The sequence below is a fragment of the Saccharothrix texasensis genome, from assembly GCF_003752005.1.
Classification (GTDB): Bacteria; Actinomycetota; Actinomycetes; order Mycobacteriales; family Pseudonocardiaceae; genus Actinosynnema; species Actinosynnema texasense.
On the sequence record NZ_RJKM01000001.1, the window covers coordinates 6,260,944 to 6,276,552 of the forward strand.

The window sequence follows — 15,609 nt, forward strand, 5'->3', positions numbered from 1 at the left end:
ACGTGGAGGGTGGGCTCTCGCGGGTCAGCGTTGCAGGGTGAGGACGCCCGGGCGGTAGGGCAGCAGGCCGTAGTCCACGCCGTTGGAGCGAGGGTCGCGGCCCTGGTAGAGCAGTTGCAGGTTGCAGGGGTCGATGGTCTTGGTCTGGTCGGCGGTGGTGCGGATGAGGTCGCCGTGGCTGATGTCGTTGGTCCAGCTCGCGCCGCTGTTGGCCTTGCCGGCGAAGGGGTTGGACTCGGTGGCGGCCTGCGGGGTCCAGGAGCCGCTGAGGCTGCTGGAGGTGAAGGACCGGAAGTAGCGGCCGTTGGAGCCGATGGCCTCGACGATCATCAGGTACTGGTTCTGGCCCTGGACCTTGTAGACCTCGGGCGCCTCGAACAGGTTGTTCGTGGTGTCGCTCATGATGGTCGTGTAGGAGGAGCCGAAGCTGCCGGGGAAGTTGCCCAGGGGCATGACCTGGCGGTAGATCTTGCCGTTGTCACCGGCGAAGAACAGGTACATGTTCTGGCCGTCGCCGATGAGGGTCTGGTCGATCGGCCCGGTGCCGGAGCCGGAGATGCTCGCCGTCGACAGCACCTGCGGCGAGGACCAGCCGTTGGGGTTGGTGGGGTCGCTGGAGGTGCGGTAGGTGAACGCGGTCCCGCCCCACTGGTAGGCGAGCACCCAGATGTTCTTCGGGGCGAAGTAGATCAGCGTGGGCGCGACGGTGCCGGAGTTCATGGCCTGCTGCGGCGCCGAGGCCATGTCCGACCAGTTGGTGAACAGCCCGAAGTTCATCGACCCCCACGACGAGCCCATGTCGTGCGTGGTGCCGTAGACCAGGTGCTTGCCGTTGTGCATGACGTGGGTGAAGTCCTTGAGCGAGACCCACCCGGACCTCGGGTTCGCCAACGACCCGGTCGACGACCAGCGGTAGGTCGACGGGAGGGAACACCCGCCGCCCGACGTGGTCGTGGTCGTCGTCGTGGAAGTGGTGGTGCCGGTGGTGGAAGTGGTGGTGCTGGTGGACGTCGTGGTGGTGCCACCCGTGCAGGCCACGCCGTTCAGGGCGAAACTCGTCGGAATGGGGTTGCTGCCCGTCCACGACCCGTTGAAACCGAACGACACCGAGCCGCCGGTGGCGACCGAGCCGTTGTAGCTCACGTTCTTCGCGGTCACCGCCGAACCGCTCTGCGCCAACGTCGTGCTCCACGACTGCGTCACCGCCTGCCCGGCGCCGAACGACCAGGTCAGCGTCCAACCGGTCAGCGGGTCGCCCAGGTTGGTGACCGACACGTTGGCGCTGAACCCGCCCTCCCACTGCGAAGCCACCGCGTAGTTCACCGAACAGCCCGCGGTCGCGGCCCCGGCCGGCAGCGCGACGAGGACCGCGGCCGAGGCCAGCATCGCGGCGCTCGCCGCGGCGACGCCGACGTTCGCCGCTCGAAATCTGGTCGTGAAGCTGCGTCGTCGCAGTGACATGACTTCTCCTCGGTCGACTTGGCGCGGATTGGAATTGCTAAATGTTGAGCACTCCGCTAAACATTTAGCGCGTTCTTCCGAACACCTTCCGGACATGGCGGAACAACCGGCGCTTATGCGGTTGATCTCATATCAGAGTGGTGTGCGCACGGTCTCGAGGTCAATAGTCCGGGCCGCCCGTCTCAATGGGCGGCGCGAAGTCAGTCGTATTCCTCCAGTTTCGAGCGGGACTGCAGGAGGCGGCGCAGGGAGGCCAAGCGGCCGGGGGAGGCCTCGCCCGTGCGCACCAGTTCGTCCAGCATGCAGTCGGGGTCGTCCGGCGCGCCCTGGTGACCGCAGCCCGACGGGCACTCCTCGGCCATCGCCTTCATGTCCGGGAACGCGCCCACGATGTCGTCCGGCGTGATGTGCGCCAGGCCGAACGAGCGGATGCCCGGCGTGTCCACCGCCCACCCGCCCTCGGGCAGCGGCAGCGCGACGGTCTGCGTGGACGTGTGCCTGCCCTTGCCGACGCCGCTCACCACGCCCACCGCCCGGTGCGCGTCGGGCACCAGCCTGTTCACCAGCGTCGACTTGCCGACGCCCGAGTGCCCGATCAGCGCCGACAACCGGCTCACCAGCCGCCCGCGCAACGCCTCCGGGTCCTCGTCGGACCGCGTCACGACCACCGGCAGGTCCAGCTCGGCGTACGCGGCGACCAGCTCGTCCGGCGACGCGAGGTCCGACTTCGTCAGGCACAGCAGCGGTTCCAGCCCGCCCGCGTACGCGGCCACCAGGCACCGGTCGATGAAGCCCCGGCGCGGCTGCGGGTCGGCCAGCGCCGACACGATCACCAGCTGCTCGGCGTTGGCCACCACGACCCGCTCGAACGGGTCCGTGTCGTCCGCCGTGCGCCGCAGCACGCTGCGCCGCTCCTCCACCCGCACGATCCGCGCCAACGTGTCCGGCCGGCCGGACGTGTCGCCCACCAGCCCCACCTGGTCGCCGACCACGACCGGGGTGCGGCCGAGCTCGCGCGCCCGCATGGCGACGACCATCCGCGCCGGGTCGCCGTCCATCGCGCACGTCCACCGGCCGCGGTCGACCCCGACGACCATGGCGGGCACGGCGTCCGCGTGCTCGGGCCGGCGCTTGCTGCGCGGCCGGGTGCCCTTGCCCGGCCGCACCCGCACGTCGGACTCGTCCAACCGGTGCCAGTCGCCGCGCGCCACGTCAGCGCGCCCGCGGCAGCGACAGCATGGCCGCCCACATGCCCGGGAAGTCCGGGATCGTCTTGGTGGTCGAGCCGATGTCGTCCACCGACACGCCTTCCACCACCAGGCCGATGATCGCGCCCGCGGTGGCCATCCGGTGGTCGGCGTAAGCCCGCCACACGCCGCCGCGCAGCGGGCGTGGCGTGATGACCAGCCCGTCCTCGGTCTCCTCCGCGTCGCCGCCCAGCAGGTTGACCTCGGCGACGAGCGCGGCGAGCCGGTCCGTCTCGTGGCCGCGGATGTGGGCCACGCCGCGGATCCGCGTCCGGCCCTCGGCGAGCGCCGCCAGCGCCGCCACGGTCGGCGTCAGCTCGCTCTCGTCGCGCAGGTCCACGTCGATCCCGGTCAACCGGTCGGGACCGCGCAGCGCGAGGCCCGCGTCGGTCAGCGCGACCTCGCAGCCCATGCGCTCGAACAGCTCGCGCGCCGCGCCGCCGGGCTGGGTGGTCGCGGCCGGCCAGCCGGGGATGGTCACCCGGCCGCCGGTCACGGCCGCCGCCGCCAGGAACGGGGTGGCGTTGGACAGGTCGGGCTCGACGTGCCAGTCGCGGCCCTCGACCGCGCCCGGTTCGACGCGCCACCGGTCCGGCGTCGAGTCGTCCACCACGACACCCGCCTCGCGCAGCATCGCGACGGTCATCTCGATGTGCGGCACCGAGGGCACGGGCCTGCCCCCGGAGAGGTCGGCGCTGTGCCGGACCGTCACGCCGCTCTCGTACCGCGCGCCCGACAGCAGCAGCCCGGACACGAACTGGGACGACGCCGACGCGTCGACGGTGACCTCGCCGCCGGGCACGCCGCCCTTGCCGTGCAGGGTGAACGGCAGCGCGTCGCCCGCCACGTCCGCGCCCAGCGCCCGCAGCGCGTGCAGGATCGTGGACATCGGCCGGGTCCGCGCGTGCGGGTCGCCGTCGAAGGTGATGTCGCCGACGGCGAGGGCTGCGGCGGGCGGCAGGAACCGCATCACGGTGCCCGCCAGACCGCAGTCGACCTGTGCCGGGCCGCGCAGCTCGTGCGGCGTGACCAGCCAGGACCCGTCCGGGCCGTCGACGACGCCCACCCCGAGCGAGCGCAGCGCGTCGACCATCAGGGTGGTGTCGCGGCTGCGCAGCGGCGCGTGCAGGGTGGACGCGCGGTCGGCCAGGGCGGCGAGCACGAGGGCGCGGTTCGTGATCGACTTGGAGCCTGGCACGGGTACCGTCGCGTCGACGGGGCCGTCGGCGGTGGGAGCGGACCACTGCTGAGTCATGGCCTGATGATTCCGCATCGGGTGGTCGACAGCTCGCACCGGGCTTTCCGACGTGCGACGATGGCAGCGCCCGAGGGTGATCTGTGGAGAGGTGATCGGTGTGTGCGGCAGGTACGCGTCCACCAAGAACCCCGCGCTGCTCGCGGCGGAGTTCGACGCGGTCGACGGCACCGAGGGCGACGCGCCCGGCGCCGACTACAACGTCGCGCCGACCAAGCAGGTGCTCGCGGTGGTCGAGCGGCACCCGCGCGACGACGACGGCAACCCCGATCCCGACACCACCGAGCGCAGCGTCCGGGTGATGCGCTGGGGCCTGGTGCCCCACTGGGCCAAGGACCTGTCCGGCGCCGCGAAGATGATCAACGCGCGGGCGGAGAGCGTGCTGGAGAAGCCCGCCTACCGCGACTCGGCGGCCAAGCGCCGGTGCATCGTCCCGGCCGCGGGCTGGTACGAGTGGCAGCCCGGCGAGGGCCGCAAGCAGCCGTACTTCATCAACCCCGGCGACGACTCCAGCATCGCCATGGCCGGCATCTGGTCGGTGTGGTGGCAGCAGGACGGCGACGAGCGCAAGCCGATCATCACGTGCGCCGTGCTCACCACGGACGCGATCGGCGAGATGACCTCCGTGCACCACCGGATGCCGCTGGTGCTGCCGAAGGACCGCTGGGCGGCGTGGCTCGACCCGGACAACGCCGACCCGAAGGACCTGCTCGCGCCCGACCTCGACCTGGTCGACGCGCTGGAGCTGCGCCCGGTGTCGATGAAGGTCAACAGCATCAAGAACAACGACCCGTCGCTCATGGCGGCCGTCGCGCTGGGGGAGTCCGAGAAGCCGGAGCCCACCTTGTTCGAGCTGACATGACCTCGCGGGTGGTCGACACCCCGCACGGCCCCGCGCGGGCCGAGCTGCACTGCGCCTCCGACAGCCGTGCCGCGCTGCTGCTCGGGCACGGCGCGGGCGGCGGGATCGACGCGCCGGACCTGGTGGCGGCGACCCGCGCGGCGGTGGACGTGGGCGTGCACGTGGCGCTGGTCGAGCAGCCCTACCGGGTGGCCGGGCGCCGCGCGCCCGCGCCCGCCAACCAGCTCGACGCGGCGTGGCTCGCGGTGGCGGACGCGCTCGGCGAGACCTGGTTCGGGGACCTGCCGCTGCTGTTCGGCGGCCGGTCCTCCGGCGCGCGGGTGGCGTGCCGGACGTCGGCGGAGGGCCAGGCGGTGGCCGTGCTGTGCCTGGCGTTCCCCGTGCACCCGCCGGGCAAGCCGGAGAAGTCCCGGATGGCCGAGCTGGACGGCGTCGAGGTCGCCACCCTGGTGGTGCAGGGCGAGAACGACCCGTTCGGCAGGCCGGAGGCGGCGCACCACCGCGACGTCGTGCTGCTGCCGGGCGACCACAACCTCAAGGCCGACGTCGGCGCGGTGGGCCGTGCCGTCGGGGAGTGGCTCGACCGCGTGCTGCGCCCGCTCGAGGTGTGACGCCCGGGAGGTCCCCGGTCAGGCCGAGATGGGCGCGACGACCGCCTGCGTGAGCCGGACCAGGTCCGCCGGGGCGATCTCGACCTCGAGCCCGCGCCGGCCCGCCGAGCAGTAGATGGTCTCGAAGGCCTGCGCCGAGGCGTCCAGCGCCACCGGCAGCCGCTTGCGCTGCCCCAGCGGCGAGATGCCGCCCGCCACGTACCCGGTGGCGCGCTCGGCCGCCGCGACGTCGGCCATCTTCGCCTTCTTCCCGCCGACGGCCGCGGCCAGCGCCTTCAGGTCCAGCTGGCCCGTGACCGGAACCACACCGACGGCCAACCTGCCGTCCACGTCCGCGACGAGCGTCTTGAACACGCGTCCGGGAGCGATCCCCAGCGCCTCCGCGGCCTCCAGCCCGTACGACTCGTGCCGGGGGTCGTGCTCGTAGGAGTGCAGCGCGTAGGCCACCTTCTGCTTGTCCAGCAACGCGGTGGCGGGCGTCCCACGTCCGGCCATGATCGCGCACGATAGCCGAGGGAATGCCCGGCGGCGTCGCCGCGTTGGTGCGAGCGTGGCTACCGAGGTGATGGAGCAGCAGGTCGGCAGGCAGGTCAAGGCGCGCCCACCGCGTGGCTCGGCTCACTGCCGACCCGGGGACCGCCGCGTATCCTCGACTGCGTCCCAGACAGTTCCATCCGCCGCGCTGACCAGCCGGTGGGAAGGGAGCGCGGTGCCAGCCACGCGAACGCAGGACACGCCGACTGACGAGACAACGGCCGAGCGCGCAGCCAGGTTCGAGCGCGACGCGATGCCGATGCTCGACCAGTTGTACTCGGCGGCCCTGCGGATGACCCGCAACCCGGCCGACGCCGAGGACCTGGTCCAGGAGACCTACCTCAAGGCGTACGCCGCCTTCGCGTCCTTCTCGGAGGGCACGAACCTCAAGGCCTGGCTGTACCGCATCCTCACCAACACCTACATCAACGGCTACCGCAAGAAGCAGCGCCAGCCGATCCAGCAGCCGACGGACGAGATCACCGACTGGCAGCTGGCGCAGGCGGAGAGCCACACGTCGACCGGGCTGCGGTCGGCGGAGGTCGAGGCGATGGACCGGCTGCCGGACTCGGACGTCAAGGAAGCCTTGCAGCGACTGCCGGAGGAGTTCCGGATCGCGGTGTACCTCGCGGACGTCGAGGGCTTCGCCTACAAGGAGATCGCAGACATCATGGGCACCCCGATCGGCACCGTGATGTCCCGGTTGCACCGGGGCCGCAGGCAGCTTCGCGACCAGTTGGCGGACACCGCGCGCGAGCGCGGCATCATCCGCGACGGCCGGCAGGAGGTGGCGGGCCGATGAGCTGCGGCGAACCGCACGAGACGGACTGCTCGGAGGTCCTGTCCGAGGTCTACCTGTTCCTCGACCAGGAGTGCGACGAGCGGCGCAAAGCCCTCCTCCAGACCCACCTGGAGGAGTGCGACCAGTGCCTGGAGCAGTACGGCGTCGAGGAGCACCTGAAGGCGCTGCTGGCCCGCAAGTGCGGCGGCGAGCTCGCGCCGGAGGAGCTGAAGCGGCGCCTGCGCGCCCGGCTCTACCAGACGGCGGACCAGACGACGCTGGAGGTCGAGGTCACGACCACGGTGACGCGGACGGAGACGTCCGCCGGCTGACCCGCCGCCCGAGGTCACCCGATCGTGCGACCTCGGACGCGTGCTGACAGTCGAAGGGCCCCGGAGCGGTGCTCCGGGGCCCTTCGCACGCCGTGACGTCGAATCAGGCGTTGGGGCGCTTCCCGTGGTTGGCGCCACCCTTCTTGCGGTCGCGGCGCTTGCGGGCACGCTTCGACATGGGGTTCTCCTAGTGCTCGAACTGCCTCACCCCAGTGTGTCACGCGGTCGCTCGGGCACGGCACCGGGTCTGAATCGTGGTTGGATGAAGCGACGAAGGAGGACCATGGCCGAGGAAATCCGGGCCGAGATCGTGGCGAACGTGGCCCAGATCGCCGTCGAAGAGGGCGACGAGGTCACGCACGAGACCACGGTCGTGGTGCTCGAGAGCATGAAGATGGAGATCCCCGTCCTCCCCGAGGGCGCGGGCCGGATCACCCGCATCGCCGTGTCCACCGGCGACGTGGTGCAAGAGGGCGACCTCATCGCGGTGGTGGAGTAGCTGTCCACGCTCACCGACCTCCTCGCCGAGCACACCAAGTTCTCCGGCGGAGCCGTCGACCACCTGCAGCTGGTGGTGGCGGAGTGGCAGTTGCTGTCCGACCTCAGCTTCGCCGACTTCCTGATGTGGGTGCCGCTGGACGAGACGACGTTCCTGTGCGTCGCGCAGGCCCGGCCGACGACCGCGCCGACCGCGCACCCCGAGGACGTCGTCGGCAGCACGGTGGACGTCGAGGAACACCCCCAGCTGCGCCGCGCGATGAGCGAGTCGCGGATCTGCCGCGAGGAGGACCCGCGCTGGCACCTCGGCGTGCCGGTCCGCCGCGAAGCGATCCCGGTCAAGCTCAACGGCGTGGTCATCGCGGTCCTCAGCCGCAACACGAACCTGGCCGTGCCGCGCGTGCCGAGCCCGTTGGAGATCTCCTACCTGGGCAGCGCCGCCGACCTGTGCCAGATGATCTCGGACGGCACGTTCCCGACCACCGAGCCGTCGCCGGACGTGCACACCAGCCCCCGCGTCGGTGACGGCCTGATCCGGCTGGACGCCTCGGGCGCGGTCGTGTTCGCCAGCCCGAACGCGCTGAGCGCCTACCACCGCATGGGGCACGCGTCCGACCTGGTCGGCGTGCACCTGGCGCCGTTGACGCGGTCCCTGATCGGCGACCCGTTCGACGCCACCGAGGTCGCGCAGCGCATCCGCTCCGCCCTGGACGGCCAGCCGAGCATGCGCATCGAGGCCGAGTCGCGGCGCGGCGCGGCGGTGCTGTTCCGCGCCCTGCCGCTGCGACCGCGCGGCAGCGCGGCCGGCGCGCTGGTGCTGTGCCGCGACGTCACGGAGGTCCGCCGCCGCGACCGCGCCCTGATGTCGAAGGACGCGACGATCCGCGAGATCCACCACCGGGTGAAGAACAACCTCCAGACGGTGGCCGCGCTGCTGCGCCTGCAGAGCAGGCGGACCAGCAGCGAGGAGGCGCGCGAGGCGCTGGCCGAGTCGGTGCGCCGCGTCACGTCGATCGCGCTGGTGCACGAGACGCTGTCCATGTCGGTGGACGAGCGGGTGGACCTCGACGACGTGGTGGACAAGGTCATCCCGATGATGTCGGACGTGGCCGCCACCGAGTCGCAGGTCGTGGTGCGCCGGGACGGCAAGTTCGGCATCGTCCAGGCCGAGCTCGCCACCCCGCTGGTGATGGTGCTGACCGAACTCGTGCAGAACGCGTTCGAGCACGCTTACGCAGCCGGCCAGCGCGGCGAGGTGGTCGTGCACTCGGAGCGCTCGGCGAAGTGGTTGGACGTGGTGATCTCGGACGACGGCCGCGGCCTGCCCCAGGGCTTCTCGCTGGAGCGCACCGACCGGCTCGGCCTGCAGATCGTCCGGACGCTGGTGGAGTCCGAACTCAGGGGCTCGTTGAGCTTGCGGCGGCGGCCCCGAGGCGGTACAGAGGCGGTCCTGCGCGTACCGCTCAGGGCCCGGCGTTAGACTGCTCCTCGTGCACACGTGACGACCTGCCTCAGCGGGGTCACGTGGTCATGCGGGAGGGTGTGCAACACAAGCGAAAGGCCCGACACCTGGCACGGTGTCGGGCCTTTCGTGTGCTCGGTCGAGGCGGCTCAGGCGTTGCTGCGAGCCCGGGTGCGAGCGTTGCGGCGCTTGAGGGCGCGACGCTCGTCTTCGCTCATCCCGCCCCACACGCCGGCGTCCTGGCCGCTCTCGAGCGCCCACGAGAGGCAGTCGGAGACGACGGGGCAGCGGCGGCAGACGGTCTTCGCCTCGGCGATCTGCAGGAGCGCAGGACCACTGTTCCCCACGGGGAAGAACAGCTCGGGGTCCTCGTCGCGGCAGATCGCGCGGTGGCGCCAGTCCATTGGAACTACTCCTCAGCTAGGCGCGCGCGAAGGCGCGCCACTCGTCAGCGGTCGGTTTTGGGGTGCTTGTGAATGCTTTCACGAACGGCGGGGATGTCAAGGGTTTAGCCCCAACCCGGTGAGTGAACTCACCCGAAAGATCGACTCAGTTCACCTGGGGTTTCACGGAGCGGTATCAGGCCAGGTCACAACATCGCGGATGGGTACCGAGCCGGTCACACGACGGTCACACGGCGACCGTGAGCGTGCCTGGCACCCCGGTGAACTCCACCTCGGTGCACGCGCCGAGCAGGTCACCGTCAACCTGCAGGTTGACGGGTTCCGGACTCGTCACCCGGACGAACTCGACGTCGTCGCGCCGGAGCAGGTTCCCGCCTTTGGGGTTCCCATCCGTGGCCAAGAGATGCGCGACATAGCGAAGAACTGTCGGCAATCCCATCCCGTGCAGCGCGAACAAGCCGAGACCGCCGTCGAACGACGTGCTGGGGTTGAGCCGGATCGCCTTGTCGCCGAGGTAGGTCCACGGGTCGGTGTTCGAGACGAACGCCAGCCGCACGTCCTCGAACGGAGGTTCCTCCGGGATGTGCACGGTGAGCGACGGCGGCTGCCTGCGCTGGGAGAAGTAGCTGGTCAGCGCGGTGCGGGCGTAAAGGGTCGGTGACGCCTGGCGGCCTCTGGCGCGCTGGTGCTCGACGGCCGCGACCACGTCGGCGTCCCAGCCGACGCCCGCGTTGAAGGTGAACCAGCGGTCGTGGTCGGCGCCCGCGCCGGTGGCCGAGACGCGCCCGACGCTGACCCTGCGGCTGGTGCCGTGCTCGATGGCCTGCAGCAGGCGGTAGGTGGCCTCGACCGGGTCGCGCGGCAGGCCCAGGGCGCCCGCGAAGACGTTCGCCGAGCCGCCGGGCACCACGCCGAGCATGGGCAGGCCCGGCTGCGCGCCCTCGCGCAGCACGCCGTTGACCACCTCGTTCACCGTGCCGTCGCCGCCGTGGGCCACGACCAGGTCGTACCCGTCCACGACGGCTTGCGCGGCGGCGTCGGCCGCGTGGCCGCGGTAGTCCGTCTCGACGATGTCGAGCTTCACGTCACTGGCCAGTGCGTGCGCGAGCACGTCCCGACCGGCAGGCGTGGTTGCCGTTGCCTGCGGGTTGACCACCAGAAGTGCGCGCACCCTTGCAGGGTAGGACAGCGCGTCACCTGAGACAGGTTGCGCGTCACCCGGTAGGAGGCTGAGGAGCGCACGAAAGTGGCCGACGTCTCCTTTCCGTGTACCTCTGAGCTGCGTCCCGCGTCTCGCGACAAGTGCACCCCGGCCCGACCGCCGGCTCGCCGAAGAGACTCCTGTGATCATCGCCCCTGGGGCGGTCGAACGGGACACGCCAACCGGGTGGCCTACGATGCGTGACGAGTACGCACGGTGAGGAAAGGCCCAGTTGAGGGCGCACGGCTGAAGGGGCGCGGCGTGTCGACCGAAGGCAAGGTCCCACCGGCGGTCCGGGTGGCCGGCGTGCTGACCGCGTTGCAGGGCCTGACGGGGCTGGCGTTCGCGGTCGCGCTGGTGGTGCGGTCGTTCGGCGCGGAGAAGTCCGGCGAGGTGCTGGGCGAGGCCGCCTACTTCGCGGTGCTGTCGGCCGGTGTGCTCGCGGCCGGCGCCGGCCTGGTGCTGGGCAAGCACTGGGGGCGCACGCCCGCGGTCGTCGTGCAGCTCCTCCTGCTGGGTGTCGCCTGGTACATGTACGGGCCGTCCGACCGCCGGCTGTGGGGCGCGTTGCTGGGCGCGTACGTCGTCGGCACGCTCGTGCTGCTGTTCACCAACCCGGTGCGACGGTGGGCGCTCGGCGTGGACGAGGACGAAGCGGACGCGTAGGGCAATCCGGTCGTTCAGGGCCATTCGGCCGCCGACCATCGTCTGGGTGATCGCCGACTAACGGCGGGTGGTCGTCGTCACTCCAACAGGTGACGCTGTGGGTGGTGAATTCACCACTCCCTGCGTTCGTTGAGGTGACAACTCCATGCGATTCACTCGCGCCCTGTCCGCGGTGGTCGGAGCCACTACCGCACTGCTGTCCGCGTTCGCCCTGACCGCGCTCGCCCCGACGGCGTCGGCCCAGGAGGCCGGCGGCATCGAGCCGTACATCATCGGCGGCGGCACGGCGAGCGACGCCCCGTGGGCGGCCCGCCTGTTCCGCAACGGCCAGCAGAACTGCTCGGCCACGATCATCGCCCCGCAGTGGGTCCTGACCGCGCAGCACTGCGTGGCGAGCTCGGGCACCTACACGTTCCGCATCGGCAGCCTCGACCAGACCACCGGCGGCACCCTGGCCACCGCCACCCAGATCATCCAGCACCCCTCGGTCGACCTGGCCCTGGCGCGGCTGGACCGGTCGGTGTCGGGCACCTACGCGCCGCTGGGCACGACCACCGCGGTGGCCGTCGGCCAGACCGTGCAGCTCTACGGCTGGGGCGCGACCTGCACCAACCAGCCGGAGATCAACTGCCAGGCCCGCTACCTCAAGTACGCCAACACCCGCGTGACCTCGGTCAACGGGCGTGACTACCGCGGCGGCATCGCGATCTCGGTGTCCCGCATCGACGGCATCGCGGCCGGCGGCGACTCGGGCGGCCCGATGTTCGCCACCAGCCCGGTCGACGGCCGTCGCTACCAGGTCGGCGTCGCCTCCACCAGCGACCGCTCCAGCCGGTCGAACTACACCGCCGTCACCCGCTACCGCGACTGGATCCGCTCCTACGCCGGCGTGTGAGCAGACTCCCCGGCCGAGGGGGCAGGTACCTCTCCCCCTGCGCCGCCCCCTCGGCCGGGGCACCACGGTTTGATCCGGCGCCACTCACCAGTCACAATCACCGTGCGTGTTCACATTTGGTGGATGGACACGAACGGAGTAGCCAGATACGGTCTGGCAGGCGTTCGCGCCGCTCCTGGTGCAGGCAGGGTGAGGTGCGCAGTGCAGAACCCCCCGAGGTGGGTGTCGACCAACGGTGACGTCGAGCGCCCCAACGTGGCCCGGCTCTACGACTACTACCTCGGTGGCGCGCACAACTTCGCGGTCGACCGCGAGTTCGCCGACCGGTCGATGAACGAGATCCCGACCGCCGCCATGGTCCAGCACACCCGCTCGTTCCTGCGCCGGGCCGTCCGGCTGTGCGTGGCCCAGGGCATCCGGCAGTTCCTCGACCTCGGCTCCGGCATCCCCACCGCGGGCAACGTGCACGAGGTCGCCCAGCGGTCCGACCCGGCGTGCCGCGTGGTGTACGTGGACAACGAGCCCGCCACCGTGGCCCACAGCCGCACCATGCTGCGCGACAACGCGGGCGCGGCCATCGCCGAGGCCGACATCCGGGACGTGGGCGCGGTGCTCGACGCGCCCGAGGTCCGCGAGCTGCTCGACCTGACGCGGCCGGTCGCCGTGCTGATGGTGGCGATCCTGCCGTACCTCGCCGACGAGGACCGCCCGGTCGAGCTGGTCCGCCGCTACCGCGACGTGCTCGCCGACGGCAGCTACCTGGTGATCAGCCACCTGACCGCGGACGAGCAGCCCGAGCTGGTGCGCAAGGTGGTGGGCGTGGCCGCCGAGACGGACTCGCCGATCGTGGCGCGGTCCAAGTCGGACGTCGAGGCGATGCTCGAGGGCTTCGACCTGCTCGACCCCGGGCTGGTGCTGGCGACGAAGTGGCGTGGCGAGGGCGAGCCGGAGTCCGGCGCCGAGGCCGTCACCTACGGCGCGGTGGGCGTGAAGCGGCCGACCGCCGGCTGACGTGCGCCGACGGCTGGGGCGAGGGGACCGCCTGCGCCCTCCGCTGATCGCGCTGCCCGGGATCGAGGCGGTGCCCTGCGGGCGGTGAGCGCCGGTTCGGTCCGCCGCGGGCCATCGCGTGCTGGATCGTGGGTCAGCGTCGTGGGCCTGGCCGCGTCCGCCGTCGTGCCGGCGGCGGACGGTCGGATCACGGCCGACCAGGAGAGGGCTTTCCGGCCTCGCCGAGCAGCCGGGTCTGCTCCTTCAGCACGGCGACCGCGCGGACGACCCAGTCCGCGATGACCTTCTGCTCCTCGGGGGCGTAGCGCGCGCTCAGCTCGTCCATGGCCGCGCTGAGCCCGGCGAAGACCTGCCCGAACGCGCCGGGGACGGCGCTGATCACCACCCGCCTGCGGTCGCCGGGATCGGGTTCGCGCCGCACCAGGCCCGCGCGTTCGAGCCGGTCGGCGACGCCGGTGACCGCGCCGGGCGTCAGGTTGATCTCCTTGGCCAGCTCGCCCGCCGTCAGCGGGCCCTTGCCCGCGATGAGCGCGAGCGCGCGCTGGTCGACCGCGGTCACGCCCAACCGCGCGCCGACGGCCTCGTGGAACGCGACCACCGCCGTGCTCAGCTCACGTCCGAAGTCCCGCCCGTCCATGCGGCTACTTTACCTCGGCTGATATTTCAGTACACTGAACTAAAATATTCGGCTGGTGAGAGGTGTTTATGTCGGAGTTGCTGTTGGCGGCCGAGGTGCCGCGCTGGGCCGGGCGGTTCTACCTGCGGCACTGGGCGCTGGTCGTCGGGTTGTCGCTGGTGGCGTCCGTGCAACGGCTCGTGGTGGTGAACTGGGGCGACCTGGTGCCGAGCGGGGTGGCGTTCGCGTCGGAGGTCGTCGTGGTGGCCGCGCGGGTGCTGCTGGTCGTCGTGATCTGGCGGTTGGCGACCAAGGGGGAGCGGCTGAGGTGGGCGAACGCGCGTTCGTTCGCGGCGCGGCACTGGCCGAGCCTGGTGTGGCAGGGCGTGCTGCTCGCGGCGGCGGTGCTGGTGTTCGACGTCGTCGCCGAGCAGGTGGTCGGCGGGCTGCTGCCCGAGTCGGCGCGCCAGACCTACCTGGCCGTGCTGCTGTTCGTGAAGAACCCGACCGTCATCGCGTTCACGTTCGTGTGGTGGGTGGGGCTGATCCGGCAGGTCGGCGTCAGCCGTCCCGTCCCAGTCGGGTGAGGGCGTCGTCGGTGAGGCGGAAGACGGTCCACTCGTCCATCGGGAGCGCGCCGAGCGACTTGTAGAAGCCGATCGCGGGCGCGTTCCAGTCGAGCACCCACCACTCCAGGCGCGCGTAGCCGCGGGCGACGCACTCCTCGGCGAGCGCTCGCAGCAGCGCCCGGCCGAGCCCGCTCTGGCGCTGGTCCGGCCGCACGTAGAGGTCCTCCAGGTAGACGCCGTGCGTGCCGCGCCAAGTGGAGAAGTTGAGGAACCACAAGGCCATCCCGACGACCTGACCGTCCACTTCGGCCACGTGGCCGAAGAGGGCGGGCGAGGGGCGGAACAGCGCGTCGCGCAGCTGCTCGACGGTCAGGTGGCACTCGTGCCGCGCGCGTTCGTACTCGGCCAGCTCCTCGACCAGGGCGACGACGGCGGGCACGTCCTCCTCGCGGACGCGGCGGACGCGAGGATCAGTCAACGTCGACTTCCCAGGCGGGCACGTTCAGCCGCCGGACCTGCGGGTCGCCGCGCTCGTCGCCGAGCACCGTCGTGCCGGCCGGGTCCAGTCCGAAGTGGACGCCCTCGCTCGGCGGGAGGTTCAGCCAGGTGGCGATGAGCACGCGGCTGAAGTGGCCGTGGCCGACCAGCACCACGTCACCGCTGAGCAGCGCCTGACGTGCCCGGTCGAGCACCTTGACGGCACGCGCGTGCACCTCGTCGTGCGTCTCGCCGCCGGGGACGGCGTGGGTCCAGACCGTCCAACCCGGGTCGGTCTCCCGGATCCGGGGCGTGGTGAGGCCCTCGTAGTCGCCGTAGTTCCACTCGGCGAGCTCCTCGGTGCGCTCGATGTCGTGCAGCCCGGCCAGCTCGGCGGTCCGCCACGCCCGCTGGCGCGGGCTCGTCAGCACCAGCGCGGGCGGCAGGTCGGTGGCGCGCAGCCGGGCCAGCACGGCGCCGGCGCGTCGCGCCTGCTGCACCCCGGCGTCGGTCAGGGGAACGTCGGTCAGCCCGGTGTGCCGACCGCTCTCGGACCACTCGGTTTGACCGTGCCGGAGCAGGTAGACGTGTGAGGTCACGGCCCGAGCTTACGGACGCCGCACCCCGTCACCGGGTCGGGGCACCGGTTGCGGACCGGCGCCCGGGGCGATCCGACGGGCGTGGGCAGCGCGCCCACCTCGCCCCGGGACGCGGAACGGCGCCGACC

At 71.7% G+C, this 15,609-nt stretch carries 20 protein-coding genes; 10 read left to right on the forward strand and 10 right to left on the reverse strand.

Annotation, left to right across the window (positions count from 1 at the left end; genetic code table 11):
- Window positions 1-24: 24 nt before the first annotated feature.
- The 3 genes from EDD40_RS27780 to aroA all read right to left on the reverse strand — a co-directional run bounded on the left by EDD40_RS27780 (window position 25) and on the right by aroA (window position 3,963).
- Window positions 25-1,461 (reverse strand): non-reducing end alpha-L-arabinofuranosidase family hydrolase, encoded by a 1,437-nt coding sequence (locus EDD40_RS27780; RefSeq protein ID WP_246037843.1) that lies wholly within the window; start codon window positions 1,459-1,461, stop codon window positions 25-27.
- 200 nt (window positions 1,462-1,661) lie between these two features.
- Window positions 1,662-2,672: a ribosome small subunit-dependent GTPase A gene (gene rsgA / locus EDD40_RS27785; protein WP_123745529.1), complete on the reverse strand. Its 1,011-nt coding sequence runs from the start codon at window positions 2,670-2,672 to the stop codon at window positions 1,662-1,664.
- 1 nt (window position 2,673) lies between these two features.
- Window positions 2,674-3,963, reverse strand: a complete 1,290-nt coding sequence (gene aroA, locus EDD40_RS27790; RefSeq protein ID WP_123745530.1) for a 3-phosphoshikimate 1-carboxyvinyltransferase — start codon at window positions 3,961-3,963, stop codon at window positions 2,674-2,676.
- A 100-nt stretch (window positions 3,964-4,063) separates the two neighbouring features.
- On the opposite strand from aroA, the gene EDD40_RS27795 reads away from it, so the two are divergent.
- Together EDD40_RS27795 and EDD40_RS27800 are read left to right on the forward strand one after the other, a co-directional pair.
- On the forward strand, window positions 4,064-4,825 hold the full coding sequence (locus EDD40_RS27795; protein WP_123748330.1) for an SOS response-associated peptidase: 762 nt from the start codon (window positions 4,064-4,066) through the stop codon (window positions 4,823-4,825).
- Window positions 4,822-5,436, forward strand: coding sequence for an alpha/beta hydrolase family protein (locus EDD40_RS27800; protein ID WP_123745531.1), 615 nt, complete (start codon window positions 4,822-4,824; stop codon window positions 5,434-5,436). Before EDD40_RS27795 ends, EDD40_RS27800 begins: the two co-directional genes overlap by 4 nt.
- Before the next feature lie 18 nt (window positions 5,437-5,454).
- Here the strand turns inward: EDD40_RS27800 and ybaK are convergent, their stop codons facing one another.
- Window positions 5,455-5,931, reverse strand: coding sequence for a Cys-tRNA(Pro) deacylase (gene ybaK / locus EDD40_RS27805; protein ID WP_123745532.1), 477 nt, complete (start codon window positions 5,929-5,931; stop codon window positions 5,455-5,457).
- 214 nt (window positions 5,932-6,145) lie between these two features.
- Between ybaK and EDD40_RS27810 the strand changes: the two genes are divergently transcribed.
- A complete protein-coding gene (locus tag EDD40_RS27810) occupies window positions 6,146-6,772 on the forward strand; it encodes a sigma-70 family RNA polymerase sigma factor (RefSeq protein WP_123745533.1) in 627 nt (208 codons plus the stop codon).
- Window positions 6,769-7,083: a mycothiol system anti-sigma-R factor gene (gene rsrA / locus EDD40_RS27815; RefSeq protein WP_123745534.1), complete on the forward strand. Its 315-nt coding sequence runs from the start codon at window positions 6,769-6,771 to the stop codon at window positions 7,081-7,083. Before EDD40_RS27810 ends, rsrA begins: the two co-directional genes overlap by 4 nt.
- A gap of 103 nt (window positions 7,084-7,186) precedes the next feature.
- On the opposite strand, the gene EDD40_RS44845 is transcribed toward rsrA, so the two are convergent.
- Window positions 7,187-7,261 carry a 50S ribosomal protein bL37 gene (locus EDD40_RS44845; protein WP_096498094.1) on the reverse strand — a complete coding sequence of 25 codons (75 nt, stop codon included), beginning with the start codon at window positions 7,259-7,261 and terminating at the stop codon, window positions 7,187-7,189.
- A 105-nt stretch (window positions 7,262-7,366) separates the two neighbouring features.
- Between EDD40_RS44845 and EDD40_RS27825 the strand changes: the two genes are divergently transcribed.
- Together EDD40_RS27825 and EDD40_RS27830 are read left to right on the forward strand one after the other, a co-directional pair.
- Window positions 7,367-7,582, forward strand: a complete 216-nt coding sequence (locus EDD40_RS27825) for a biotin/lipoyl-binding carrier protein (protein ID WP_123745535.1) — start codon at window positions 7,367-7,369, stop codon at window positions 7,580-7,582.
- A complete protein-coding gene (locus EDD40_RS27830) occupies window positions 7,583-9,061 on the forward strand; it encodes a sensor histidine kinase (RefSeq protein WP_123745536.1) in 1,479 nt (492 codons plus the stop codon). It abuts the gene before it with no gap.
- Between the two features lie 131 nt (window positions 9,062-9,192).
- Here EDD40_RS27830 and EDD40_RS27835 read toward each other — a convergent pair whose 3' ends face one another.
- Window positions 9,193-9,447 carry a WhiB family transcriptional regulator gene (locus EDD40_RS27835; protein WP_053719541.1) on the reverse strand — a complete coding sequence of 85 codons (255 nt, stop codon included), beginning with the start codon at window positions 9,445-9,447 and terminating at the stop codon, window positions 9,193-9,195.
- A gap of 226 nt (window positions 9,448-9,673) precedes the next feature.
- Window positions 9,674-10,618 carry a diacylglycerol/lipid kinase family protein gene (locus tag EDD40_RS27840; protein ID WP_123745537.1) on the reverse strand — a complete coding sequence of 315 codons (945 nt, stop codon included), beginning with the start codon at window positions 10,616-10,618 and terminating at the stop codon, window positions 9,674-9,676.
- 291 nt (window positions 10,619-10,909) lie between these two features.
- Here EDD40_RS27840 and EDD40_RS27845 point away from each other — a divergent pair, with 291 nt between their 5' ends.
- From EDD40_RS27845 to EDD40_RS27855, 3 genes are all read left to right on the forward strand, one after another.
- Window positions 10,910-11,314, forward strand: coding sequence for a hypothetical protein (locus EDD40_RS27845; RefSeq protein WP_123745538.1), 405 nt, complete (start codon window positions 10,910-10,912; stop codon window positions 11,312-11,314).
- 145 nt (window positions 11,315-11,459) lie between these two features.
- On the forward strand, window positions 11,460-12,209 hold the full coding sequence (locus EDD40_RS27850; protein ID WP_123745539.1) for a S1 family peptidase: 750 nt from the start codon (window positions 11,460-11,462) through the stop codon (window positions 12,207-12,209).
- A 201-nt stretch (window positions 12,210-12,410) separates the two neighbouring features.
- On the forward strand, window positions 12,411-13,220 hold the full coding sequence (locus EDD40_RS27855) for an SAM-dependent methyltransferase (RefSeq protein ID WP_246037845.1): 810 nt from the start codon (window positions 12,411-12,413) through the stop codon (window positions 13,218-13,220).
- 187 nt (window positions 13,221-13,407) lie between these two features.
- Here the strand turns inward: EDD40_RS27855 and EDD40_RS27860 are convergent, their stop codons facing one another.
- Window positions 13,408-13,857: a MarR family transcriptional regulator gene (locus tag EDD40_RS27860; protein ID WP_123745541.1), complete on the reverse strand. Its 450-nt coding sequence runs from the start codon at window positions 13,855-13,857 to the stop codon at window positions 13,408-13,410.
- Window positions 13,858-13,925: 68 nt separating this feature from the next.
- On the opposite strand from EDD40_RS27860, the gene EDD40_RS27865 reads away from it, so the two are divergent.
- The gene (locus tag EDD40_RS27865) at window positions 13,926-14,423 is read left to right on the forward strand and encodes a hypothetical protein (RefSeq protein WP_123745542.1); all 498 of its coding nucleotides are present in this window, start codon (window positions 13,926-13,928) and stop codon (window positions 14,421-14,423) included.
- On the opposite strand, the gene EDD40_RS27870 is transcribed toward EDD40_RS27865, so the two are convergent.
- Window positions 14,398-14,883, reverse strand: a complete 486-nt coding sequence (locus EDD40_RS27870; RefSeq protein ID WP_123745543.1) for a GNAT family N-acetyltransferase — start codon at window positions 14,881-14,883, stop codon at window positions 14,398-14,400. The genes EDD40_RS27865 and EDD40_RS27870 overlap by 26 nt on opposite strands.
- Complete coding sequence (locus tag EDD40_RS27875) at window positions 14,876-15,481, reverse strand: histidine phosphatase family protein (RefSeq protein WP_123745544.1); 606 nt, start codon at window positions 15,479-15,481, stop codon at window positions 14,876-14,878. The genes EDD40_RS27870 and EDD40_RS27875 overlap by 8 nt, the downstream gene beginning before the upstream one ends.
- Between the last annotated feature and the right edge of the window lie 128 nt (window positions 15,482-15,609).